Here is a 24210-nt window from a genome sequence, read left to right as displayed (position 1 = left end):
CCACCGGACAAAAAAAACCGGCATTACGCCGGTTTTTTATTACTGCAAAATCAGAACTGGTACGTCATCCCCAGGGCAACGATATCATCGCTGCTCACGCCCAGTTTATTATCGTCGTCAATCTGGTTGATTTTATAATCAACGAAGGCGGACATATTTTTGTTGAAATAATAGGTCGCGCCCACGTCGATATATTTTACGATATCTTCGTCACCGATCCCTTCGATATCTTTGCCTTTAGACTGAACATAACCAATGGATGGACGCAGACCAAAATCAAACTGGTATTGCGCCACGGCTTCGAAGTTTTGCGCTTTATTGGCAAAGCCGCCTGAAATCGGGGCCATATTACGCGTTTCAGAATAGATGGTCGCCAGGTAAATATCGTTACCGTCGTACTTCAGGCCTGTTGCCCAGCCTTCCGCTTTTTTACCTTCGCCGCGCGCCTGCAGGTTTTGCTCGTTGGTACGATCAGAGCTAGCGTAAGCGCCGATGATGGAGAAATCGCTGCCGCCGAAGTCATAGCCCAGAGAGGTGCCGAAGCCGTCGCCGTTCTGTTTTTTCACGTCGCGGTTTTCGTTTTTACCCTGGTACTGCAGGGTCATATCAAGACCATCGACCAGACCGAAAAAGTCGGTATTACGGTATGTTGCCAGGCCGCTGGAGCGTTTAGTCATGAAGTTATCAGTCTGCGCCAGGCCGTCACCGCCGAACTCCGGGAACATATCGGTCAGGGCTGCGACGTCGTACAGCGCGCCCAGGTTACGACCGTAGTCGAAAGAACCGAAGTCTTTAATTTTAATCCCCGCGAAAGCAAGACGGGTTTTCTGAGAAGAATCGCTTTCTGCTTTGTTGCCAGCAAATTCTGCTTCCCAGCGGCCATAGCCGGTCAGCTGGTCGTTAATCTGCGTTTCGCCTTTAAAACCGAAACGGACGTAGGTCTGGTCGCCGTCTTTTGCATCATCATCGCTGAGGTAATGCATTGCTTTTACTTTGCCGTACACATCCAGTTTATTTCCGTTCTTATTATAAACTTCTGCTGCGTGAACCGATGCGGAAGCAACAACGCCCATTACCACTAATGCCAGAGTACTCTTGTTCATTTTCAATCCTGAGTGTTATATACGCGCTAAAATTCGCTGGACGATAAGCGCTTGCTTAAGTCCCGTGAAAAAACAGGAAGGGTTTTATCGTTCTCGAATGAACGTTTTATGACAAAGTAAGAATATGTTTAAAAAAGTCAGTTTTATTTTTTCTGTCATATAAGCGTCAAAATCTGCCGTTAGGCTTCCTGATCCCGCGCAACAAAGTGTTCTGCTTTATGCTAAGGCGGTTGGCAACGGCCCTGAGTCCTGTTAAAACGTTCGTTTGACTCCATTTCCCCTTATTGTTGAACGGCAGATAATCATGAGTGACAGCCAGACGCTGGTGGTAAAACTCGGTACCAGTGTTTTAACAGGCGGATCGCGCCGCCTTAATCGCGCCCACATTGTTGAGCTTGTACGTCAGTGCGCTCAGCTGCATGCCGCAGGGCATCGTATTGTTATTGTGACTTCCGGGGCGATTGCCGCCGGGCGTGAACACCTGGGCTACCCCGAACTCCCCGCGACGATCGCCTCTAAACAGCTGCTGGCCGCCGTGGGACAAAGCCGACTCATTCAACTCTGGGAACAGCTGTTCTCCATCTACGGTATTCACGTCGGGCAGATGCTGCTGACGCGTGCCGACATGGAAGACAGAGAACGCTTTCTGAACGCGCGCGACACGCTGCGCGCGCTGCTGGACAACAATATTGTTCCGGTTATTAACGAAAACGACGCCGTGGCGACGGCTGAAATCAAAGTGGGCGATAACGATAACCTTTCCGCGCTGGCCGCAATCCTGGCGGGTGCCGATAAGCTCCTGCTTCTGACTGACCAGCAGGGCCTGTTTACTGCCGATCCGCGTTCCAACCCGGAAGCGGAGCTGATTAAAGACGTTCACGGCATCGACGATGCTTTACGCGCCATCGCCGGTGATAGCGTTTCCGGCCTCGGAACCGGCGGAATGGGCACCAAACTTCAGGCGGCTGACGTTGCCTGTCGCGCGGGTATCGACACTATCATCGCTGCGGGCAGCCGCCCGGGCGTTATTGGCGACGTCATGGAAGGGATCTCCGTTGGGACGCGCTTCCATGCGCAGGCGTCACCGCTGGAAAACCGTAAACGCTGGATTTTCGGCGCGCCGCCAGCAGGTGAGCTGACCGTTGATGAAGGGGCCACTGCCGCTATTCTGGAAAGGGGGAGTTCATTACTTCCAAAAGGAATTAAAAGCGTGACAGGCAACTTCTCGCGTGGTGAAGTGATCCGCATCCGTAACCTCGAGGGTCGCGACATCGCCCACGGCGTAAGCCGCTACAACAGCGACGCATTGCGCCGTATTGCGGGCCACCATTCGCAGCAGATCGACGCTATTCTGGGCTATGAATATGGCCCGGTAGCCGTGCATCGCGATGACATGATCATTCGTTAAGGAGCCAGAACATGTTGGAACAAATGGGTGCCGCCGCGAAGGCCGCCTCTTATAAACTGGCGCTCCTTTCCAGCCGTGAGAAAAACCGCGTGCTGGAAAAAATCGCTGATTATCTGGAATCCCAGGCATCCGAGATCCTGCTCGCTAACGAACAGGATTTGCTGGAAGCGCGTCGCAATGGCCTGAGCGAGGCGATGCTCGACCGCCTGGCGCTCAATCCTGCGCGCCTGAAAAGCATTGCCGACGATGTTCGTCAGGTCTGTAATCTGGCCGATCCGGTCGGGCAGGTGATTGACGGCGGGCTGCTCGACAGCGGTTTGCGTCTTGAACGCCGCCGCGTGCCGCTCGGCGTTATCGGCGTGATTTACGAAGCCCGTCCGAACGTCACCGTTGACGTGGCTTCTTTGTGTCTTAAAACCGGTAACGCCGCCATTCTGCGCGGCGGGAAAGAGACCTGGCGCACCAACGCGGCAACGGTGAAGGTCATCCAGCAGGCGCTGGAGGAGTGCGGCTTACCGGCGGGGGCCGTGCAGGCCATTGAAAGCCCGGACCGCGCGCTGGTGAACGAGATGCTGCGCATGGATAAATACATCGACATGCTGATCCCGCGTGGTGGCGCAGGGCTGCACAAGCTGTGCCGCGAGCAGTCAACCATCCCGGTGATCACCGGCGGTATCGGCGTGTGTCATATTCTGGTGGATGACACCGCAGAAATTGACCCTGCGCTGAAAATTATCGTTAATGCTAAAACTCAGCGTCCGAGCACCTGCAATACCGTAGAGACGCTGCTGGTGCACCAGAGCATTGCACGCACCTTCCTGCCTGCGCTGAGCCAGCAGATGGCGCAAAGCGGTGTGACGCTGCACGCCGATGCCAGTGCGCTGGCGCTGCTGAGGGACGGCCCGGCGAACGTGGTTCCCGTGAAAGCAGAGCAGTACGATGATGAGTTTCTGTCGCTGGATCTGAACGTGAAGGTGGTCGCCGATCTCGACGACGCCATTGCGCACATCCGTGAACACGGGACGCAACACTCGGATGCGATCCTGACCCGCACGCTGCGCAACGCGAATCGCTTTGTGAACGAAGTGGATTCTTCAGCCGTGTATGTGAACGCCTCTACGCGTTTCACCGACGGCGGCCAGTTTGGTCTGGGCGCGGAAGTGGCCGTGAGCACTCAGAAACTGCATGCGCGCGGTCCGATGGGGCTGGAAGCACTGACCACGTATAAGTGGATTGGCTTCGGCGATGATACCATCCGTGCGTAAATAACGGGCGGGTGATGCAAGTAGCCAATGGATTCCAAAGGCCTTAATGCATCACCCGCGCCATCTCCTTTCCTTCTCGTCGCGGCTACGCCTGCAAACGATCCTTCACTCTTTTTTATCCCGTCAAAAGCCGGGTATCAGTGCATGAACAAGGCAATCAGAATAATGATTGGAATAGGAACGCCTAAAAAGAACAGCAATATCGAACGCATGTGAACCTCCCAAATTATCAATAATTATAAGTCACGCTGACGACCACCGAAGGTCGCACACAGGCTGGCGACGAAAGCACCAATCAGCAGTGAGATGAATGTCCAGAGAGTAATGTAGCTGGTGGTTTTCCGCGCTTCGTCAGCGGCCTGCTGGGCCTTGGTTTTGGCCTCTTTCAGCGCGTTCTGCGCTTTTTCGTAAGTAGCAGTTACTCGCTGTTCAGCTTCACTCTGGCTAATACCCGTTTTCTGAGAAATCAGCTGGGCAACATATTGCTGGTCTTCTTTTGGCAGAGAACCTGTCGTAATACTGTGGGCAAAAATACCGGTGACTTCACCTAACTCCGAAGGGGACACTTCTTGTTGCGGTGCCGGTCCAGGTGTCTGGGTATTTGTCGATACTGCCGACGTATTCGCGGTGTCAGTATTCATTGTTCTGAATAAAGACTGGATAAAATATTGCGTAGAAGGATCCGAGCCAGAGGTCGCATTTGCAACGCCACCCATCGTGGCCGTGGCTGCGCCACCTGCTACCGCACCAATTGCTTTGGCACTCCCGCCGATAATAGAGCCAGCGGTGGTCGTTAATAATATTGCCGAGATAAGTGAAGCCACGGCCCACGTCAAAAAGCCATGTGCTGTATCGCGGAAATAAACTTCGTTTGAGTGAGTCGCCACCCATTTAGTGCGTAAACGCCCGGCAAGATAGCCACCCATTCCCGATGCTGCTATTTGGGTGAAGGCAAGCCACACGATGGCAGCGATACCTACCGTAGAGGCATCCAGACCATCATTTTCCCAGGGAGAAATAGACGTCAGGCCTAATCCTGCGCCCAGCATAAGTAGAATCATGGAAAGCGAGGCCGCAGCGGCTGCACCTGCAAATATGGCCCCCCATGATACCGCGCTGTTGCTGGCGGCGGGCAGGGATGAATATGTCTCGGGATCCCGACGGAGGGTTGTGGGTTGGTCGTAAATTTGAGTCATATCTGTTGTCCTTTAAATTAACGCTAATCCTGACGCTTCGCGCTGAGAGGGGGAATTAATTGAGCGAAAACAAACGCCTTTGCACCATGAATTAACATAGCGTGATAATAATGGCCAAACCTGATAAATATAAAACCGTGGAGTAAACGTCCATATCCAGTAAAAGATATAATTCCTACTGTCTATATGATACTAGTCGTAATTTGCCAGTTAGCTATAAATGCGCATAAAAAATATCACATAGAATTGTAAATATTTGTAATCAATCATCCTGAGCGAAAAGATATACTCAGCAATAAAATAGAAACACCAATAAAATCAGAAACAACGCATTTGCATAATCCGCGACCCCAGCTATTATTGATATTTGGATCTAAGAAAACGCAACATAGGGATTAATATTATTTATTCTCTCTCACCCTCGGCTGGATATTCACCTTGTAGATAAGAGGCATCTGCAAAAGGGTAACCAGCAATTGATCCCTTTTTACGTACGCGTCCCAAAACATACTTATGTTGGCTGTGGTCTGGTGAAGTTGTTCCTGATCCTGACGCACAGATGTGCCACCGGGTAGGTGAAGCCGAAGGCAAATGTACTTTTTGTGCGTAACGAAAACCCGTGTGATGCAAAAATAGACGTTCGATTCAAAAGGGCATTGACGCATCCCCCGGTTAGATCTACTCTCTTGCCCCGTGGTTACGCTCGTAACCGGCCTCTCAGGGCCGATATAGCTCAGTTGGTAGAGCAGCGCATTCGTAATGCGAAGGTCGTAGGTTCGACTCCTATTATCGGCACCATTCAATTTCACTACACGTCCGTACTCGTCTATAAATACTTTGATTTATAAAAATTTTATTGCCTTTTAGTCCGTAGCTTTCCGTAACCATCCAGTAGAATCCGATACGAAATGTCTATAGGATTGTGTATATATTCCTGTTCGGTCTTGGATTTCTATACACATGCCCTTAAACGATATGCAGATTCGCCGCGCTAAGCCTGGAGATAGAGCCTCTACAATTGGAGATGGGCAAGGGCTGTCATTGCTTATAGAACCCAATGGAAGCAAGAGCTGGCGGTTCCGTTAGCGTTTTAGCGGTAAACCCAAAATGATTACGGTTGGCGTTTATCCGATGATAACACTTGCCGATGCTCACTCAAGTCGTGACGATGCCCGAAAACTAGTCGCTGAAGGAAAGAACCCGAGTGAGGTTCGAAAAGAGCTGAAAATTGCTTTGCAAACGGAATCCGAGAGCGCGTTAGAAAAGATAGCTCCAGAATGGCATCAGATGAAGTCCGCAAAATGGTCGGCAGGCTATGCATAAGACATCATGGAAGCGGCAGCGTTGCTCCGAAGTATTCCGCTACGCAATTGCTACCTACAGGAAGGGCAGAGTACAGCCCTGCGGCTGATATCTCCAGCGCTCTCGTAGTACATCAATCCAATCATTTCCCGTTCCTAAAAGCAGATGAGATACCCGATTTTCTGCGTGTCTTAGACCGTTACACAGGAAGTCGGCTTGTTCAGATTGCTACGAATTACTCATGAGTACGGGTGTCAGAACCATCGAACTACGTGCTGCATTATGTTTGGAATTTGATCTAGATAACGCTATTTGGGAAATTCCTGCTGAAAGAATGGAAATGCGTAAGGCACACCTTGTACCTTTGTCGACTCAAGCGTTAGATTTACTCAGTGAAATCAAGATTATTTCAGAGAACTATCGTTATGTTTTTCCGGGACGGAACTATCCGAACAAACTTATGAGTGAAGCAAGCATTAACCAAACTATCAATCGCTTAGGATATGATGGAAAGCTAACAGGACATGGATTTAGACATATGATGTCCACGTTGGTACATGAAAATGGTTTTGATTCAATATGGATTGAAACCCAACTTGCGCACATTGATAAGAATAGTAAACGTGGAACATACAACCACGCTTTATATATTAAGAGGCGTGCAAATATGTTGCAATGGTACTCCGATTATTTATGGAATGTAAAATGAGTATAAATAATAAACACATTGATACTATCTTAAATGCTGTTGATGAAGATTCACTTGCAATATTTGTTGGTGCTGGCGTTTCTAAATCGTCTGAAAATGAAACAATTAAGTTACCTAGCTGGAGCGATCTAATCGAAGAATTAAAAACAGAGTTAAATATTGATTACGAAGTTGACTACTTAAAAGTTGCGCAGTTATATTTTTTAGAGTTCGGGGAGCACTTATATTATAAAAAAATAAAATCATTTTTCCCTTCGGATATACCTCCTTCAAAAATACATAAGCTGATTTTTGAAGTTAACCCTCATGTCGTCATAACCACAAATTGGGATTGTATACTTGAAAGTGTTACTCGTGATAATGCCTATATTTATGGTTTGGTCGCAAGCGATAAAGATTTAATGAAATCTAGTTTAGATAAAAAATTAATTAAAATGCACGGAGACTTCTCTAATCACAACATTGTGTTCAAAGAAGATGACTATATAAACTATGAGTTCAACTTCCCATTAGTTTCAAATTATATTAAGAGCATTTTATCAACACACACCGTTTTGTTTCTTGGGTACTCTTATAATGATTTTGATATTAAGCAAATTATTAAATGGACTCAGAATCATTCAAATATTAGGCCGCCAATGTTCTTAGTGGTTTTCAAAGCAGATCCTGCGCAATCTAAATATTTGCTAAGTCATGGAATCACAACCATTGTACTAGATGATAAATCTACGATAGATCACTTCAATAACTACTATACTAGCCAGTTATATAATTTTTTGCTTTTGATTAAAAATAAAAATATCTCCAATGTTTCGCCTAACAATATAATCAAACAAGTTCATAATAGATTGTTGCCTCTAAATACTCTTGACGGAATACTTGCAGAGCAGGTGATTAAAAGTTTGACTAATTGTGGTTTGATTTATACCAACACGGATGGTAAACCTCGCGCATTTTTGTATTTTTATAATAAAGAAGTAACGATTGATTTTAATGAAAGCTTGAGAAGTATTTACTCACAATTTGTAATGGTTGTAAAAAACAATGACGAAAAAGAAAATAAATCCATTACTAATAAGTTAGAACCTATTTTTAATATATTAAAAAAGGCTGATATAAGTGGTATAATTATAGATGAAAAGAAAGAAAATGCTGTAGTTTTTAGTGAGAGCAATGATAGTGTATTGAATGATATCCATTTTGATTTTAATTATGAAAAGGAATTTGATTATACTAGAAAAGGCAGGTCATCAATTAACCTCACGTATGACCGCATTGATCCATATGTTTTTTATCAAAATGGACATAATGAATTAGCATATATGGCATCAGAAGATCTTATATCTTATGATCTAAAACTTAAAAATTATGCATCACTTTTGCTCACTCTGTTTAATCAAAATGTTATCCTGCATCAGTTGAAGTTTGGTTTTTCTACGAATGACAAATATAATGAAATAGAGTCTAATAATATTCTTGAGATTTTTGAAGGGTTTCCTAGAAAAATAAGGCGTTCAGTATCGATGGTTTTAGAGTTAGTTAATTTCAACTATCTCTTCAATTTTAATTATACTATTGATTCACTTCTGGTAAAAGCTAAGGACAGGAAAAATAGCAATAGCTTGTTCTCTTGGGATTTGGAGGAATTTAAACCGGAATTTTTGCATATGAATTTAGTAAATTTTGTAATGAAGAATGGATTCTTGATTGATGTATATAAAGAGTTTCGATATGCCATTAATAAATTCATTCAGATAATTATCACTAAGCAAAAGAAAGAAGATAGTATAACTTTGAAAAAGGAAGAGTTATTTTCTTGCATAAAGTACATTGAAATAAAAAAACTCCGTGAATACTTTAAAAATATCAGAAGTAAGACCTATTTGTCATTAGATGTATGTGATGAAGATGCTCGATGGTTAGTAGACCGTGTATTTATGAATTTAACAGAGTCATATATTACTGACAATAAATTTTACAGTAAAAGTGATGATTATATTGTTAAGTTGTTGTTTTTGATTTCTAATTCGAAAGAGATTGAAAACCATAAAAGCATTGTTTACGACATGGTGATTAAACTGCTAAGCCACAATGCTAACTCTATCCAGCTAATTGAGGCTATAGACGATTTCATTACTTTAGGATTTAATAGACTTCTATTAGATTATAATAAGGATTTCGTAGAGAAAGCAGTTGTCTTGATAGTTAATAAATTAGCTGAGGGGAGAATAAATGGCTCTGAAAGAATAGCGTTTATAACAAAAGGCGTTCAAAATATTTTCTTGGTTGCTAAAGAATTAAAAATAACTTATAAAGATAATGATATGGCAAAAGCATTAGTGATGCAATTATCAAACATGAAAGATGATGATAAAGCTCGTTCTGTAGAAACTATTATATATGAGTTACATTTGATTGCTAATACCCCAGTAAAAAACATACTTGTTGAATATGTTAAATCAATTCCATTATCAAAACTGAATCCTAATAAAAAATTACGGCTTGGGTTGTTTTTAATGGCATCTGGGATCACACCGACTGATTCATCACTTTCTAAAGATGCTGAAAATGCAATGGGACAATTTAGTAAGTTTAAATATTCAACGGAAGCTCTTGCATATGAGGATGTTTTGAGATTCTTGGTCGAGAAAAAAGGCATGGAAGATTATTTACCTGCTCTTAGTAAAATAGAGAGTATTACAAAGAAATTTGAGATCTCATAACAACCATTAAAAAGAGAAAATTAAATTCTTTGTTAGTGCTAGCTCGCAATGCTCTCCCCGCCTGCCCGCTCGTGAGAGCGCTTTTAATGCAGATGCATGATCGGTCTCAGGGCGCGCCAGTGCTGGCGCTGGCGGGGGATTCAGTGTCGGCAAAACGCATGCAAAACCATGCACCTTATGCATGCATGGCTTTTTTTTTCAAGAAAAATGGCAGAATTTTGGAGCGGTCTACTGTGCGGCAAGTTCTGCACGACGGCGGGTGTAATTCAGGTTCTGTGCGGGCGTCAATTTTTCACGATTATCATCGCGCGAAGCCGCGTCAGGCCTGAATCCGATGGCCTTTAAAATGTCATTATCCTGCGCCGAATAATTTATTTTTTCACCGGCGGCCAGCCAGAGCTGTAGCGCCTCGCTCAGATAGTTGATTGAGTGCTGCATGGCACAGCGCTGAACGGCGGGATGTTGCCCGGAATAATTCATCAGCTTAGGGGCAAGGGCGGCGGCCAGCTCCGCGCCGTGCGCCTGCATAAAATCATTTAATCGGTCGCGGATACTGATGCGCTGCACCTCCTCATGCGAGCGGATGTAGCGACCGGCAGCCTGATTAATTTCCCATTTTTTTACGTCAATAATCTCGAGCAGTGTTTGCAGGTTCCGGCCGCTGTGACCGCTACCGGCAAGCTGTTCGTGGTATGCCTGTTCGGCCTGCGTCAGTTCATTCCCGCGTTGTAGTCAGGCGGATTTGTTTGCCTGACAGGCCTCAAAGGCTTCCTGTAGCGTCAGTGTAGTCACGTATGTTTCTCTTGATGACTGGCCGTGATTACGCACCGGCATGGTTAAGGGTGGGCGTCTGTGCGGATAGGGGTGAATGAATAACCTCGTCGATGGATTCAAGCGTGCGGAACGTGGCCGAGCATTCGATGTTCATGCACTGGTGATAGCGCTGTTTGACGTTATCGGACAGATACCGACTGGTGCGGGAATGCGCGCTGGTTTTGCCGAACGGGCAGTGAAACATACTTATACCTCCGACTTGGAGCCGCGGGTATTATGGAGAGCATAATTATTTTCGCCGAACGGTGTAACGGTTGCGTATCTACACTGGTAATTTGCGGCTGAGGCATTCTGATAACGGATAACACCGGCCCCTACTCTCTGGCACACTCAACGAAAAACTTATGACGTAAATCTCCAGTTAAAAAAGTTGACTGACTATTTATCCTTATTTTAAAAGAGACATAAATGGATTAACACGCGAGTATATTTCCCTCTCCATCCCCAAATAACCCCAAAACCATATTCCAAGTGAATAATACCAACTGATAGTTTTCACACCACGAATACCCCGCCAACTTCCCATGCCCCTCCCATAATAACCTTGTTCTATATCAGTACATTCCGCGTTTTCAATACTTATTCTGGACCTCTCCCTTCTGTTAAAACGAGTCATTAAAATGAACGGTAAATCATCATGGATGGTGCTTTTGGCTGCGTGCGGCCTTTTTCTGGCGGGGAACGCCACGGCAAAAGGCCATTCAGTATCCGATGAGCAGGTAAAAGAGAACGTTATTGCCGAATCGATCGCCTCGTATCCGAGCGTTTGCGCCTGTCCTTTTAACCGTGCGAGAAACGGCAGTGCCTGTGGAAGACGCAGTGCCTGGAGCAAAGCGGGCGGCTATGCCCCCATTTGCTATAAAAACGAAGTCACCGACGAGATGGTCAAGGAGTGGCGCGCGCAAAATAATGGTTAGCCCGCCTCCAGCATTCCGAAGCTCACAATCCGCGAGCGGCCCAGTTCTTTTGCCCGGTACAGGGCGACATCCGCGGCGCGCAGCAGGTTATCGCTCTGGGCGTGCTGCGGATAGCTGGCGATCCCGATAGAGACATCAACCGGACCAATTTCTGTCAGCCCGTAATGGGGGGAGAGGGCCTGCACGCCGTCGTAAATCTTCGTTGCGCAGGCATGCGCTGCCTCTTCGTCCGCACCGGTGAGAAGCGCCAGGAACTCTTCACCGCCGTAGCGGAAGGCCAGGCCGGTATCGTGTACCGCGCGCTGAATAATGGTTGCCACGCTTTTGATCACCTGGTCACCGGCTTCATGACCAAAGCGATCGTTAATGCTTTTGAAGTGATCGATATCGATCATCAGGCAGCTTATCGGCTCCTTATTGCGCATGGCCTGGGTCATCTGCGTGCGTAAGGTATCTTCCAGATGATGGCGATTGCGTAATCCGGTGAGGGGATCAAACAACGCTTTTTCCAGCAGAGCATCGCGCAACCGCTGGTTGGCCAGCGCCAGCCCGAGCGCCTCCGCCATCAGTTCCAGATACGCGCGGGAGGGCGCAGTGTCCGGGGTGATGTTCTGGAAAGAGAGCAGGCCGATGGCTTCGCCCTGCGCAATAAGCGGCACGCACAACGACTGATGCATTTGCGAGGCTGGCAGATGCGAGCAGGCGACATCTGGCTCGCCGTTTACCGGTGGATGGCTCTGCCCGCGCCGAATGGCCCAGCACGCATCCGGGTGGAACGGTTTTTTCTCTCCTTCAGGCGACAGCCATTCGGCCGCGCAGCGCATCTCCCACGACGCGCGATCAACGATATACAAGCGTCCCGACACCCCGGGCGCAATATTGGGGGCGAACAGCTCCGCCACGTTAATCACGTCCGCAAAGCTCTCGCAGCCTTGAAATCGTTGGGTCATGCGCGCCAGCAGCTCGCGGATCGCCCAGTCGGCGTCGCGCTCTTTCTCCAGCCGCTGCCGCGCCAGGCCATTTTCCCGGAAAATACGGATAGCCTGCGCCATATCGCCAATCTCATCGATTTGGGTGAAGTTCGGCGTCTCGACCGCATAGTCCTGCGACGCCAGGCGGTGTACCACGTCGCTCAGCCGCACGACCGGGTGCAGGACGCGGCGTTTGAGAATAAAGCCCATCACGAACAAAAAGAGCAGGGCAGTCAGCCCAACCATCACCTCGGAGGCGGTACGCAGCGTTTTCGATGTTTTTGTGGCCGCCTGCACGTCGGCAATGATGCGTTTATCCAGAAGCTGGCGAAAATGGTCAATCTGGCTCTGCGCGCGCTCCAGCTCCTGCTCATAGGTATTGCCATACAGCAGCGCAACGGCCTGCTGCTCGTTACCTTGCGCCATGCTGGCGAGCGCCACCTGCTGTTCATCCTGCAGCTCGTCGATGATTTTCAGCCCTTCCTGCAGCAGCGCCAGCTCTTCGACCGAGGCTCCCGTGTCTTTTAACGCTTCGAGCCGATGCTCAATACCCTTCAGGCTACCTTCTTTCATCCGATACTCGTTGAGGATGGCCGGCTCTTTTTTGATGACGAACAGGCGCGCCAGGTCGGAGAGCATCCAGGCATCGGTCTCCACATTTTCGGTCAGCTGATCGAACTGCTGCCGCTGCTTAACGGCCTCGCGCTCAACGCTGTCGGCATGGGACGCCATCAGCATGACGACGCCGGAGGCGAGGGTCAGACACACCGTGGCGCCGTAGGCCCAGTTTGTGATTGTGGCGATTCGCACCTGTTAATCCTTCTGCGACAAGAGTGGGATGGCGTTCTTTCAAATTATAGAAAACGTTTGATTTATGGCGAAAAAAAAGGCGGCACGGGGCCGCCTCGTTTTAACGATAGGGTTATAAATCCGGCGGGTTTCGCCCTTCTTCGATAAACTCGGCATCCAGCTCTTCGGCGTTGCCTTCATGGTCGCGACCGGAGAACAGGTTCCAGCAGGCGATAAACAGCGCGGCAATCAACGGGCCAATGACGAAGCCGTTAATGCCGTAAAGCTCCATGCCGCCCAGCGTGGAGATCAGGATCAGGTAGTCCGGCATTTTGGTGTCTTTGCCCACCAGCAGCGGGCGCAGGATGTTGTCCACCAGGCCGACAATGATGACAAAGAAACCGACGATGAACAGCCCTTGCCAGATTTGATGGGTGGCGAACAGGTAAATTGCCGCCGGAACCCAGACAATCGCCGAGCCGACGGCGGGCACCAGTGACAGGAACGCCATCAGCGCGCCCCAAAGGATACTGCCGTCGATGCCCACAATCGCAAACGCGATCCCGCCGAGCGTACCCTGAACCACGGCCACAACGGCCGTCCCTTTTACCGTCGCGCGGGAGACCCCAACGAACTTGGCAAACAGGTGCTGTTTGGCAAAATCAGACAGCGGCAGAGAGTCGAGGATCTGGCGCACCAGATACGGCCCATCTTTCAGCAGGAAGAACAGCAGATAGAGCATGATGCCGAAGCTGATGGCGAACCCGAACGTTCCCTTACCGATCAGGAACGCGCTGCCTGCGAGGTATTGCCCGCCTTTAAGCGCCGCGTCCGAGAGTTTTTTCTGGATCTCGGCGGCGTTGGTCAGGTCGTGATCCGCCAGGAATCCGCTTGCCCAGTCCGGCAGACGGTTAAAGACCCCGGCAACCACCTCCGGGAACTGGGTATTGTTTTGCTGCAGCTTGGTGTAAACCACGTTCAGCTCAATGGCGAGCGAGGAGAGGATCACCGTTAACGGAATAAAGACGATCAGGCAGATAATGCACAGGGTCAGGAACGACGCCAGCCCGTTGCGTTCACCAAGCGCAGTGCGCAGCTTGTTTTTTACCGGGTTGAAGATGATGGTCAGGATCGCGGCCCACAGTATCGCGGAGAAGTAGGGCGAGAGCACATCGAAAAAAGCCCAGGTAACGAGGGCGAGAATGAGAATGAAGAAACCTTTGGTCAGTCCATTAAAGCGCATAGTAAGTCCTGGTAACGAAGAAACTGTGTCGACTATAGAACTGATTTAAGGATTTACCAATAATTGTGCGGCGGCGGCCTGCCAGTTGCGTGTCACCGGCAGGCCGCATGCGTTATCGCTCCCTCAGTGTAAAGAGAGCCTCACATCTCCTCAAACAGCGCGCTCACTAACGCAATATGCGTCTTCACGCCCACGGCCAGCGCGGCTTCGTCGATGCGGAAGTGCGGGTTATGGACGTTCCATACCGCGCCTTTTTCCTCGTTACCGCAGCCAATGAACAGGAAAGTGCCGGGGATTTTCTCCTGATAGGAGGAGAAGTCTTCGCTGCCGAACAGCGCGCGATCGGCCAACTGTAGCGTTCCTTCAGCAAAGTGTTCGGCGATGGCGGCTTTGGCGATGGCGTTGGTATCGGCATGGTTGTTCCCGACGGCATAACCCTGCTGCCAGCGGATCTCACAGCGCGCACCGTGGGCGCTGACAACTCCCTCGACAATCCGCTGCATCAGCTGCGGCACCTGCTCACGTACCTGCTGATTATGCGTGCGTACCGTGCCTGCCAGACGTGCGCTGTCCGGAATGACGTTATAGCTGTCGCCTGCCTGGAAGGTGGCGATGGTCAGCACTGGGGCGTTAATCGGGTCGAGATTCCGCGCCACCACGTTTTGCAGGGCGGTAACCACTTCCGCGCCAATCACGACCGGATCGATACAGAACTGCGGCATAGAGCCGTGACCGCCCTGGCCGTAAAGGGTGATGTCGAAGTTGTCGCTGGAGGCGACGTACACTCCCTCTTTCAGGGTGATTTTGCCGGTCGGGCTGGTGGGGAAAACGTGCAGACCGAAGATCTTCTCGACGTCGTCAACCACCCCTTTTTCCACCAGTTCACGCGCGCCGCCCGGCGGCACCTCCTCTGCCGGCTGAAAGATAAACTTAATGCTGCCATGCAGTTGATGGCGCAGGCGGCAGAGCACTTTGGCGGCACCCATCAGCATCGCGGTGTGGGCATCGTGTCCGCAGGCGTGCATTACCCCGGCTTTGGTGGAGCTGAACGTTTCACCGCTCTCTTCCTGTAGCGGTAGGGCGTCAATGTCCGCACGCAGCGCCCACATCGGGCCGGGCTTCTCGCCCTGTAATATCGCGATGACGCTGTTCTCTACCGGGCGGCTCAGTACCAGCTCGGGCAGGGCTGCCAGTTCCCGCGCGATAAAATCAGCGGTCGGCTTCTCCTGAAACGACAGGTCCGGGTTGGCGTGAATATGCCTGCGCCAGCGGATCACATCGTCGTGTACGTCGCGGATAAGGTTTTCAAGGGTACTTTTCATGACACTCTCCTTCAGTCAGTGACCGGCAACGGTGCAGCAGGTTTTTTTATCAGTGGCGCAATCGCCACGCCTGCGCACACCATTGCCAGTGACAGGAAAATAAATGCGCTCTCATAGCTGTGGCTTTGCCCAACCAGATAACCAATGACAACAGGCGAAACGAAGCCGCCCAGGGTCCCGCCGGTGTTAATCAGTCCGATGGCCGAGCCCATGATGTTTTCCGGCAGGCGCTTCATCGGCAGGGTAAAGGCGGTGACAAAGGTCGCCATCAGGAAGATCTCCCCGACGAACAGCAGGGCGCTGGCGGTCAGCGCCGTGGACGTGTGGAAGATGCCAAAAATGGCGGCGGCACTCACCAGCGCGCAGGTCAGGATCACCTGCGGCTCGCGGTTATGAAAATATTTCCCGACCAGCCAGCCGGTCCCTAATGAGGATAGCCAAATCCCCGCGCCACCGGCCGCCACGATATAACCGGAAATCTCCAGCGGCATGCCCATGCTCTGGACGAAAAATTTTGGCAGCCACGCCAGCAGGCCGTAGCTGGGAATATTGACGCAGAAAACGGAGATAAACAGCAGCACGACCGTTGGGTTGCGCCACAATGCGCCGCTCTGGCCCTGCGCGTACTGGCGGGCGGCGGGTTTCTGGTACGGCACGCGCACGGCGATCAGCACTGCAATCGCGCAGGCAACGATCCCCAGCGAGACAAACGACGCGTGCCAGCCGAGGTGTTCCAGCGCCCAGACGGCGACAATCGGCCCTACGGTCATCGCCAGTCCGGCGGAAGAGAGCAGAACGGATTGGGCAAAGGTACGCTTTTCCAGCGCGAAGTTACTGACCACCGCTTTGGCGCAGGAGCAGGGATAGCCCGAATGCCCCACGCCGGAGAGAAAGCGAAACACCAGCAGCAGGCCAAAGCTCATGCCCAGCGCGCCAAAGCAGAGGGCGAAGATCCCCAGCGCGCACAGGGAGAGGATCAGCATGGTTTTGTAGCCGATTTTATCGTTCAGCCAGCCCGCCGGTATCTGAAACAGGGAGTAGGCCAGGAAGAAGATCCCGGTGATATACCCCAACTGCGCGGTGCTCAATCCAAACTCTTTTTCGATGGGCAGCAGCGCAAAGCCCATCACGGTTTTATCGATATAGACCACGACATACCCGATAAAGAGCAAAAAAATCATCTGTGACTGGCTTTTCATATTTTTTTCCGCCTGGCGTCAGAGTGCGATGAAAGGTGTTGTGTGCATCCTGAATCTAGGGGTTTACCGGAGGGGCGGGAAGATATAATTTTTCTATAGGTGATGCTTTTTTGTTATAGGGTGAGGGATGAACTATCTGCCAAAACTCGGCCATCTTCTGGCCTTTCGTCAGGTCGCGCGCAGTGGCAGTATTCGTTCGGCGGCGCGGGGGCTGGGCGTCTCTCAGCCCGGATTGAGCCGAACATTGCGTGAGCTTGAGCAAACTTTAGGCACACAACTTTTATTGCGCAGCAAAGAGGGCATCACGCTTACCGAGGCGGGAATGGCGTTTTCCCGGCGTGCGGAGTGGGTGCTGGAAGAGTTGCGCCGCGCGGCCGATGAGGTGGAACAGATTAACCATTTCACACACGGGCGGCTGACCGTGGGATTCTCGTCACTCATTGCTCTGACGGTGTTTCCGGGCGTGGCCGATGCTTTTAAGGAGACGCTGCCCCAGGTGTTACTGACGGCCAAAGAGGGGCAGCTGTCCTCGCTGCTGCCCGGCGTGCGCAGCGGTGAAATTGATATCGCTATTGGCTCAGTCGATCCGATGGCACCGCCGGAAGGCGTAATGATCGAGCCGCTGTTTACCTCACCGTTTTGCATCGTCGCGCGCAAGGGTCATCCGCTGGCGGAGGCTCGCGAGTTGATGGCGCTACGTCAGGCCAAATGGCTGCTGCCGGAGTCGACCATGGGCTACTATCAGCAGCTACAAAATGAACTTAGCTATTTTTATCGTCAGGTCGATGTTACCCCGCTGCGCACGGATTCCGTCATCACCGGGTTAAATATGGTCATCAACGCAGACTATCTGACGGTCGTGGCCCGGGCGATGTGTCAGCCGCTGCAGCTTGAAGATAAGCTGGTGGCGCTGCCGATCACCCAGCTGCCGTCGGCGCAGTATTGCGCGGTGTGGTCGCAGAAATCGGCGATGACCACCAACGCCCGACAGTTTTTGATCCGCTTGCGCGAGGCGTGCAGGGGGTTTAGCTGGTAAAGACGCTCTCGCACTTTCGTCTGACCGCAGCTGCCAGCCAGCCGCGCCATACTGTCAGTAACTGCCTGCGGAGGTGCTTATGGCCTGGCGTCCCATCCTTTACGTGATCCTCACCACCCATCCCCGACTCAGCGCCCGACGCGCCCGGTTGCGGCGTGTCGTCTAGCTTTTTGTTAACAATCGCGGTATAACACACCTTCTTTGGATGTTTAGATGTCCATACGTTTAGAAGGTAATATGCAAACAGAACAAAACGGACAGCTTAAGCGCACCATGAAAACGCGCCACCTGATTATGCTCTCGCTGGGTGGCGTGATTGGTACAGGGTTATTTTTCAATACGGGCTACATCATTTCTACAACCGGGGCAGCGGGCACGCTGCTGGCGTACCTGATCGGCGCGCTGGTGGTCTGGCTGGTGATGCAGTGCCTCGGCGAACTCTCGGTGGCGATGCCGGAAACCGGCGCGTTTCACGTCTATGCCGCCCGCTATCTTGGCCCGGCGACGGGGTATACCGTGGCGTGGCTCTACTGGCTCACCTGGACGGTGGCGCTCGGATCGAGCTTTACCGCCGCCGGATTCTGCATGCAGTACTGGTTCCCGCAGGTTCCCGTCTGGGCGTGGTGCGTGGTGTTCTGCGCGGTGATTTTCGGCCTCAACGTTATTTCGACGCGCTTCTTTGCCGAAGGGGAGTTCTGGTTCTCACTGGTTAAAGTCATCACCATCATCGCCTTTATTATCCTCGGCGGCGCAGCCATCTTCGGGTTTATTCCGATGCAGGACGGCTCACCCGCGCCGGGCCTGAGCAACATCACCGCTGAAGGCTGGTTCCCGCACGGTGGTCTGCCGATCCTGATGACCATGGTGGCGGTGAATTTCGCCTTCTCAGGAACGGAGCTGATCGGCATTGCGGCAGGGGAGACCGAGGATCCGCACCGGGTCATTCCGGTGGCGATCCGTACCACCATCGCCCGGCTGATCATTTTCTTTATCGGCACCGTATTTGTACTGGCAGCGCTGATCCCAATGCAGCAGGCCGGCGTGGAAAAAAGCCCGTTTGTGCTGGTGTTTGAAAAAGTCGGTATCCCGTATGCTGCGGATATCTTTAACTTTGTGATCCTGACGGCGATCCTCTCGGCGGCCAACTCGGGGCTGTATGCATCCGGGCGCATGCTGTGGTCGCTGTCCAACGAGAAAACCCTGCCGCGCTGCTTTGCCCGCGTTAATAAAAACGGCGTGCCGCTGACGGCGCTCTCCGTGTCGATGCTCGGCGGCGTGCTGGCGCTCTTTTCAAGCGTGGTGGCCCCGGACACGGTGTTTGTCGCACTCTCGGCGATTTCCGGGTTTGCGGTGGTGGCGGTGTGGATCAGCATCTGCGCCTCGCACTTCGTCTTTCGTCGTCGTCACCTGCAGTCCGGCCAGCCGCTCTCGGCGTTGCAGTACCGCGCGCCGTGGTATCCGCTGGTGCCGGTGCTGGGCTTTATTCTGTGCGTGGTGGCCTGTATCGGCCTGGCGTTTGACGCGAGCCAGAGAATTGCCCTTTACTGCGGGCTGCCGTTCGTCGCCCTGTGTTATGGTGCGTACTATCTGACCCAAAAAACGACGACGCAGGAGCCTGAACATGTCGCAGAATAATCCGCTCACCGCCCTCCTTGAAACGCAGCCTTACGTGGTGCTCGATGGCGCGATGGCAACGGAGCTGGAAGCGCGCGGTTGTAACCTGGCTGACAGCCTCTGGTCTGCCAAAGTCCTGGTGGAAAACCCGGAGCTTATCCGTGAGGTGCATCTGGATTACTACCGTGCCGGTGCCCAGGTGGCGATCACCGCCAGCTACCAGGCCACGCCAGCGGGCTTTGCCGCGCGCGGGCTGGACGAGGCGCAATCGCGGGCGCTGATCGGCAAAAGCGTGGAGCTGGCGCGTAAGGCGCGGGAAGCGTATCTCGCCGAAAATGCAAACGCGGGCACGCTGCTGGTGGCGGGGTCCGTGGGGCCGTACGGCGCATATCTCGCGGATGGTTCTGAGTATCGCGGTGACTACGTGCGTAGCGCTGAGGAATTTACCCGGTTCCACCGTCCGCGCGTGGAAGCCTTGCTGGATGCGGGTGCCGATTTGCTGGCCTGCGAAACGCTGCCATCCTTTGCTGAGGTTAAAGCGCTGGCATCACTGTTGGCAGAGTATCCCCGCGCCCGGGCGTGGTTCTCGTTTACGCTGCGTGACAGCGAGCATCTGAGCGACGGCACGGCGCTACGCGAAGTGGTCTCTGCACTGAGTCATTACCCGCAGATTGTGGCGCTGGGGATTAACTGTATCGCCCTGGAAAACACCACGGCGGCCCTGAAGCACCTGAACAGCCTGACGGCGCTGCCGCTGGTGGTCTACCCGAACTCGGGGGAGCATTATGATGCGGTGACGAAAACCTGGCATCACCACGGTGAAGCCTGCGAGACGCTGGCGGGGTATTTGCCGCAGTGGCTGGAAGCTGGCGCGAAGCTGATTGGCGGCTGCTGCCGCACCACGCCGAAAGACATTGCTGAGCTGAACGCGCAGCGCTGAGTGCTTTGCCGGGTAAGGCGTAGCCGCCACCCGGCACAAAACAACCGCACAAAACCAACTATCCTTTCCCGCTTTTTATCTAAAAACGAATCGTCATTAGCGATTCTTTTTTATTCCTTTATCAAAATTCCCGCGCCGGAAATACTGCCTCCATAACAACAAGGGGAGCAGGCACTATGGCAATTTCATCGCGGATCACACTACTCGGCGCGCTGGCGCTGTGGGCATTTCAGGCGCAGGCGGTGGAGGTCACCGTTGCGTATCAAACCTCTGCCGAGCCGGCGAAAGTCGCGCAGGCCGATAACACCTTTGCCAAAGAGAGCGGGGCGAAAGTCGACTGGCGTAAGTTCGACAGCGGAGCGGCCATCGTCCGGGCGTTAGCCTCCGGCGACGTGCAGATTGGCAATCTCGGCTCCAGCCCGCTGGCCGTGGCCGCCAGCCAGCAGGTGCCGATTGAGGTCTTCCTGCTGGCGTCACAGCTCGGGAACTCCGAAGCGCTGGTGGTGAAGAAAACCATCACCAAACCCGAGGATCTGATTGGCAAGCGCATCGCCGTGCCGTTTATCTCCACCACCCACTACAGCCTGCTGGCGGCGCTAAAACACTGGGGCATTAAGCCGGGCCAGGTGCAAATTCTCAACCTTCAGCCGCCGGCCATTATTGCAGCCTGGCAGCGCGGTGATATTGACGGAGCCTACGTCTGGGCGCCCGCCGTGAACGAGCTGGAAAAAGACGGCACCGTTCTGACGGACTCCGCAAAAGTCGGTGAGTGGGGCGCGCCCACGCTCGACGTGTGGGTGGTGCGTAAGGATTTCGCCGAAAAACACCCGGAGGTGGTGAAAGCCTTTGCTAAAAGCGCCCTCGACGCGCAGCAGCCCTATATCAGTAATCCCGATGCGTGGCTGAGCCAGCCTGCTAACCTGGAAAAACTGTCGCGCCTGAGCGGCGTGCCGGAGGCTGACGTGCCGGGGCTGGTGAAGGGCAATACTTATCTCACGCCCGCCCAGCAGGTACAGCAGTTAACCGGGCCGGTGAACAAAGCCATCGTCGACACGGCAACGTTCCTGAAAGAGCAGGGCAAAGTGCCTGCGGTGGCCGCGGATTACAGCCAGTACGTGACCGATCGCTTTGTGAAATAAGGGGGCTGCCATGCTGACGATAACGAACCTGTCTGCGGATTACGGCGGCAAACCGGCGCTGGAAGAGATTAACCTGACGCTGGATGGCGGTGAGCTGCTGGTGGTACTCGGCCCCTCCGGCTGCGGGAAAACCACGCTGCTCAACCTGATCGCCGGATTTGTCCCTTATCAGCGCGGCAGCATTCACCTGGAAGGGAAAAAGGTTGACGGGCCGGGCGCCGAGCGCGGCGTGGTCTTTCAGAATGAAGGCCTGCTTCCCTGGCGCAACGTTCAGGAAAACGTGGCGTTCGGTTTACAGCTGGCGGGAGTCGGGCGCGAACAGCGCCTTGCCACCGCGCGGGAGATGCTGAAAAAAGTCGGGCTTGAGGGCGCTGAAAAACGCTTTATCTGGCAGCTGTCTGGCGGTCAGCGTCAGCGCGTCGGCATTGCCAGAGCCTTAGCCGCCAGCCCACAACTGCTCCTGCTCGACGAGCCGTTCGGGGCGCTAGATGCCTTTACCCGCGAGCAGATGCAGACCCTGCTTTTACGCCTGTGGCATGAAACCGGTAAGCAGGTCCTGCTGATCACCCACGATATCGAAGAAGCAGTATTTATGGCGACCCACCTCGTGCTGCTGTCGCCGGAGCCGGGGCGAGTGGTGGAGCGCCTGTCGCTCGACTTTGCCCGCCGCTTCGTGGCGGGGGAGTCGGTGCGCAGCATCAAGTCCGATCCGCGGTTTATCGAAAAACGTGAATACGTGCTGAGCCGCGTGTTTGAACAGCGGGAGGCGTTCTCATGAGCATCGTTTTCAGTGAAAAAGCGCGCCGCACGCGCCTCGCGTTGCGCTGGCCGTTTTCACGTCAGCTCACCCTGAGCGTCGGCACGCTGCTGGTGCTGCTGGCGGCGTGGTGGGCCGTGGCGGCGCAGCAGTGGATCAGCCCGCTGTTCCTGCCGCCGCCGGGACAGGTGCTGGAAAAACTGATCACCATCGCCGGGCCGCAGGGGTTTATGGATGCGACGCTCTGGCAACACTTAGGGGCCAGCCTGGCACGCATTCTGGTCGCGCTGCTGGCGGCGGTGCTGATCGGCGTGCCGGTGGGTATCGCCATGGGGCTAAGCCCGACGGTGCGCGGCATTCTCGACCCGCTGATTGAGCTTTATCGCCCGGTTCCGCCCCTGGCCTATTTGCCGCTGATGGTGATTTGGTTTGGCATTGGTGAAACGTCCAAAATCCTGCTGATTTATCTCGCCATCTTCGCGCCGGTTGCCCTGTCGGCGCTGGCGGGGGTGAAGAGTGCCCAGCAGGTGCGGATCCGCGCGGCGCAATCGCTCGGGGCCAGCCGCGTCCAGGTGCTGCTGTTCGTGATTTTACCCGGCGCGCTGCCGGAGATATTAACCGGGCTACGCATTGGTCTTGGCGTTGGCTGGTCCACGCTGGTGGCGGCAGAGCTTATCGCGGCCACGCGCGGGCTTGGGTTTATGGTGCAGTCAGCGGGTGAGTTTCTGGCGACTGACGTCGTACTGGCGGGGATTGCGGTCATCGCCGCGATCGCCTTTGGATTAGAACTGGGGCTGCGTGCGTTACAGCGCCGCCTGACGCCCTGGCATGGAGAAATACAATGAGTGAACGTTTGATCATTACCCCGCTGGGGCCGAACATCGGCGCGCAGGTCGCTGGCCTGGACGTGACCCGTCCGCTGAGCGATAACCAGTTTGAACAGCTCTACCACGCGGTGCTGCGCCATCAGGTGGTGTTCCTGCGCGAGCAGGCGATCTCGCCCCAGCAGCAGCGGGCGCTGGCTCAGCGCTTCGGCGATCTGCATATCCACCCGGTTTACCCGCATGCGGAAGGCGTCGAGGAAATTATTGTCCTGGACACCCACAACGATAATCCGCCGGATAATGATAACTGGCATACCGACGTCACCTTTATTGAGACGCCGCCCGCCGGGGCGATTCTGGCGGCGAAGCAGCTGCCCGAAACGGGGGGCGATACGCTGTGGGCCAGCGGGATTGCCGCCTTTGAAGCGCTTTCAGCACCGTTCAGGGCGCTACTGAGCGGGCTGCGGGCGGAACATGACTTTAAAAAATCCTTCCAGGAGTACAAGTACCGGAACAGCGACGAGGAGCATCAGCGCTGGCAGGAGGCGGTGGCGAAGCATCCGCCGCTGCTGCATCCGGTGGTGCGCACGCATCCGGTAACGGGCAAACAGGCGCTGTTCGTGAACGAAGGGTTTACCACCCGCATCGTTGACGTGAGCGAAAAGGAGAGTGAGGCGCTGCTGGGCTTCCTGTTCGCGCACATCACCAAACCGGAGTTTCAGGTGCGCTGGCGCTGGCAGGAGAACGACCTCGCTATCTGGGATAACCGCGTCACCCAGCACTATGCGAATGCGGATTATCTGCCACAGCGGCGGATTATGCACCGGGCGACGATTCTGGGGGATAAGCCGTTTTATCGTCCTTGACCCCGCCGCTTGTACACCGTTCTTGCCGGGGGGCGGCGTTGCCTTACCCGGTC

At 53.0% G+C, this 24210-nt stretch carries 18 protein-coding genes, 1 tRNA gene and 3 pseudogenes; 14 read left to right on the top strand and 8 right to left on the bottom strand.

The window, feature by feature from the left end; translation table 11 throughout:
- Positions 1-50 precede the first annotated feature (50 nt).
- Positions 51-1103, bottom strand: coding sequence for a phosphoporin PhoE (gene phoE, locus FFS28_RS08105; protein WP_006176797.1), 1053 nt, complete (start codon positions 1101-1103; stop codon positions 51-53).
- Between the two features lie 304 nt (positions 1104-1407).
- Here phoE and proB point away from each other — a divergent pair, with 304 nt between their 5' ends.
- The gene (gene proB, locus FFS28_RS08100) at positions 1408-2511 is read left to right on the top strand and encodes a glutamate 5-kinase (protein WP_006176799.1); all 1104 of its coding nucleotides are present in this window, start codon (positions 1408-1410) and stop codon (positions 2509-2511) included.
- Between the two features lie 11 nt (positions 2512-2522).
- The gene (gene proA / locus FFS28_RS08095) at positions 2523-3776 is read left to right on the top strand and encodes a glutamate-5-semialdehyde dehydrogenase (protein ID WP_137849247.1); all 1254 of its coding nucleotides are present in this window, start codon (positions 2523-2525) and stop codon (positions 3774-3776) included.
- 236 nt (positions 3777-4012) lie between these two features.
- On the opposite strand, the gene FFS28_RS08090 is transcribed toward proA, so the two are convergent.
- On the bottom strand, positions 4013-4972 hold the full coding sequence (locus FFS28_RS08090) for a hypothetical protein (RefSeq protein WP_137849246.1): 960 nt from the start codon (positions 4970-4972) through the stop codon (positions 4013-4015).
- 722 nt (positions 4973-5694) lie between these two features.
- Here FFS28_RS08090 and FFS28_RS08085 point away from each other — a divergent pair.
- The 4 genes and pseudogenes from FFS28_RS08085 to FFS28_RS21955 form a co-directional block, all read left to right on the top strand.
- Positions 5695-5770 (top strand) — tRNA-Thr (locus tag FFS28_RS08085).
- 162 nt (positions 5771-5932) lie between these two features.
- Positions 5933-6983 (top strand): annotated as a pseudogene (locus FFS28_RS08080) (tyrosine-type recombinase/integrase).
- Positions 6980-9706 carry an SIR2 family protein gene (locus FFS28_RS08075; protein ID WP_171007393.1) on the top strand — a complete coding sequence of 909 codons (2727 nt, stop codon included), beginning with the start codon at positions 6980-6982 and terminating at the stop codon, positions 9704-9706. The pseudogene FFS28_RS08080 and the gene FFS28_RS08075 overlap by 4 nt, the downstream one beginning before the upstream one ends.
- 86 nt (positions 9707-9792) lie before the next feature.
- A pseudogene (locus tag FFS28_RS21955) lies at positions 9793-9924 on the top strand (acetyl xylan esterase); the annotation flags it as partial.
- A 10-nt stretch (positions 9925-9934) separates the two neighbouring features.
- On the opposite strand, the pseudogene FFS28_RS08065 reads toward FFS28_RS21955, so the two are convergent.
- A pseudogene (locus FFS28_RS08065) lies at positions 9935-10498 on the bottom strand (phage polarity suppression protein).
- A 28-nt stretch (positions 10499-10526) separates the two neighbouring features.
- Positions 10527-10724, bottom strand: a complete 198-nt coding sequence (locus FFS28_RS08060; protein ID WP_137849244.1) for an ogr/Delta-like zinc finger family protein — start codon at positions 10722-10724, stop codon at positions 10527-10529.
- Positions 10725-11160: 436 nt separating this feature from the next.
- Here FFS28_RS08060 and FFS28_RS08055 point away from each other — a divergent pair, with 436 nt between their 5' ends.
- Positions 11161-11457 carry a hypothetical protein gene (locus FFS28_RS08055; protein WP_137849243.1) on the top strand — a complete coding sequence of 99 codons (297 nt, stop codon included), beginning with the start codon at positions 11161-11163 and terminating at the stop codon, positions 11455-11457.
- On the opposite strand, the gene FFS28_RS08050 is transcribed toward FFS28_RS08055, so the two are convergent.
- From FFS28_RS08050 to FFS28_RS08035, 4 genes are all read right to left on the bottom strand, one after another.
- Positions 11454-13238, bottom strand: a complete 1785-nt coding sequence (locus tag FFS28_RS08050) for a sensor domain-containing diguanylate cyclase (protein WP_137849242.1) — start codon at positions 13236-13238, stop codon at positions 11454-11456. The genes FFS28_RS08055 and FFS28_RS08050 overlap by 4 nt on opposite strands.
- Positions 13239-13350: 112 nt before the next feature.
- Entirely contained in the window at positions 13351-14460 is a 1110-nt protein-coding gene (locus FFS28_RS08045; RefSeq protein WP_006176809.1) for an AI-2E family transporter, read from the bottom strand.
- A gap of 140 nt (positions 14461-14600) precedes the next feature.
- Positions 14601-15782, bottom strand: coding sequence for an amidohydrolase (locus FFS28_RS08040; protein ID WP_137849241.1), 1182 nt, complete (start codon positions 15780-15782; stop codon positions 14601-14603).
- An 11-nt stretch (positions 15783-15793) separates the two neighbouring features.
- Positions 15794-16981 (bottom strand): MFS transporter, encoded by a 1188-nt coding sequence (locus FFS28_RS08035; RefSeq protein WP_137849240.1) that lies wholly within the window; start codon positions 16979-16981, stop codon positions 15794-15796.
- Between the two features lie 127 nt (positions 16982-17108).
- Here FFS28_RS08035 and FFS28_RS08030 point away from each other — a divergent pair, with 127 nt between their 5' ends.
- The 7 genes from FFS28_RS08030 to tauD all read left to right on the top strand — a co-directional run bounded on the left by FFS28_RS08030 (position 17109) and on the right by tauD (position 24157).
- Entirely contained in the window at positions 17109-18017 is a 909-nt protein-coding gene (locus tag FFS28_RS08030) for a LysR substrate-binding domain-containing protein (protein ID WP_137849239.1), read from the top strand.
- A gap of 237 nt (positions 18018-18254) precedes the next feature.
- The gene (mmuP, locus tag FFS28_RS08025; protein WP_006176816.1) at positions 18255-19652 is read left to right on the top strand and encodes an S-methylmethionine permease; all 1398 of its coding nucleotides are present in this window, start codon (positions 18255-18257) and stop codon (positions 19650-19652) included.
- A complete protein-coding gene (mmuM, locus tag FFS28_RS08020; protein WP_137849238.1) occupies positions 19639-20571 on the top strand; it encodes a homocysteine S-methyltransferase in 933 nt (310 codons plus the stop codon). Before mmuP ends, mmuM begins: the two co-directional genes overlap by 14 nt.
- Positions 20572-20747: 176 nt before the next feature.
- Positions 20748-21710, top strand: coding sequence for a taurine ABC transporter substrate-binding protein (gene tauA / locus FFS28_RS08015; protein WP_058609327.1), 963 nt, complete (start codon positions 20748-20750; stop codon positions 21708-21710).
- 10 nt (positions 21711-21720) lie between these two features.
- Positions 21721-22488 (top strand): taurine ABC transporter ATP-binding subunit, encoded by a 768-nt coding sequence (gene tauB / locus FFS28_RS08010; protein WP_137849237.1) that lies wholly within the window; start codon positions 21721-21723, stop codon positions 22486-22488.
- A complete protein-coding gene (tauC, locus tag FFS28_RS08005) occupies positions 22485-23312 on the top strand; it encodes a taurine ABC transporter permease TauC (RefSeq protein WP_137849236.1) in 828 nt (275 codons plus the stop codon). The genes tauB and tauC overlap by 4 nt, the downstream gene beginning before the upstream one ends.
- The gene (tauD, locus tag FFS28_RS08000) at positions 23309-24157 is read left to right on the top strand and encodes a taurine dioxygenase (protein ID WP_137849235.1); all 849 of its coding nucleotides are present in this window, start codon (positions 23309-23311) and stop codon (positions 24155-24157) included. Before tauC ends, tauD begins: the two co-directional genes overlap by 4 nt.
- Positions 24158-24210: the final 53 nt, after the last annotated feature.

Origin of the sequence: Enterobacter sp. 2VL, assembly GCF_005503595.1 — a bacterium.
Classification (GTDB): Bacteria; Pseudomonadota; Gammaproteobacteria; order Enterobacterales; family Enterobacteriaceae; genus Enterobacter; species Enterobacter cancerogenus.
The sequence above is the reverse complement of the archived record's forward strand: the minus strand, read 5'-3'. Positions and strand labels throughout refer to the sequence as shown.

Excerpts from the sequence above, each read along its gene's own strand:
- phoE (WP_006176797.1), bottom strand. The coding sequence starts at position 1,103 with ATGAACAAGAGTACTCTGGCATTAGTGGTAATGGGCGTTGTTGCTTCC.
- proA (WP_137849247.1), top strand. The coding sequence starts at position 2,523 with ATGTTGGAACAAATGGGTGCCGCCGCGAAGGCCGCCTCTTATAAACTG.
- tauC (WP_137849236.1), top strand. The coding sequence starts at position 22,485 with ATGAGCATCGTTTTCAGTGAAAAAGCGCGCCGCACGCGCCTCGCGTTG.
- tauD (WP_137849235.1), top strand. The coding sequence starts at position 23,309 with ATGAGTGAACGTTTGATCATTACCCCGCTGGGGCCGAACATCGGCGCG.
- mmuP (WP_006176816.1), top strand. The coding sequence starts at position 18,255 with ATGCAAACAGAACAAAACGGACAGCTTAAGCGCACCATGAAAACGCGC.
- tauA (WP_058609327.1), top strand. The coding sequence starts at position 20,748 with ATGGCAATTTCATCGCGGATCACACTACTCGGCGCGCTGGCGCTGTGG.
- FFS28_RS08055 (WP_137849243.1), top strand. The coding sequence starts at position 11,161 with ATGAACGGTAAATCATCATGGATGGTGCTTTTGGCTGCGTGCGGCCTT.
- FFS28_RS08030 (WP_137849239.1), top strand. The coding sequence starts at position 17,109 with ATGAACTATCTGCCAAAACTCGGCCATCTTCTGGCCTTTCGTCAGGTC.
- mmuM (WP_137849238.1), top strand. The coding sequence starts at position 19,639 with ATGTCGCAGAATAATCCGCTCACCGCCCTCCTTGAAACGCAGCCTTAC.
- FFS28_RS08060 (WP_137849244.1), bottom strand. The coding sequence starts at position 10,724 with ATGTTTCACTGCCCGTTCGGCAAAACCAGCGCGCATTCCCGCACCAGT.
- FFS28_RS08045 (WP_006176809.1), bottom strand. The coding sequence starts at position 14,460 with ATGCGCTTTAATGGACTGACCAAAGGTTTCTTCATTCTCATTCTCGCC.
- tauB (WP_137849237.1), top strand. The coding sequence starts at position 21,721 with ATGCTGACGATAACGAACCTGTCTGCGGATTACGGCGGCAAACCGGCG.
- FFS28_RS08090 (WP_137849246.1), bottom strand. The coding sequence starts at position 4,972 with ATGACTCAAATTTACGACCAACCCACAACCCTCCGTCGGGATCCCGAG.
- FFS28_RS08075 (WP_171007393.1), top strand. The coding sequence starts at position 6,980 with ATGAGTATAAATAATAAACACATTGATACTATCTTAAATGCTGTTGAT.
- FFS28_RS08035 (WP_137849240.1), bottom strand. The coding sequence starts at position 16,981 with ATGAAAAGCCAGTCACAGATGATTTTTTTGCTCTTTATCGGGTATGTC.
- FFS28_RS08040 (WP_137849241.1), bottom strand. The coding sequence starts at position 15,782 with ATGAAAAGTACCCTTGAAAACCTTATCCGCGACGTACACGACGATGTG.
- proB (WP_006176799.1), top strand. The coding sequence starts at position 1,408 with ATGAGTGACAGCCAGACGCTGGTGGTAAAACTCGGTACCAGTGTTTTA.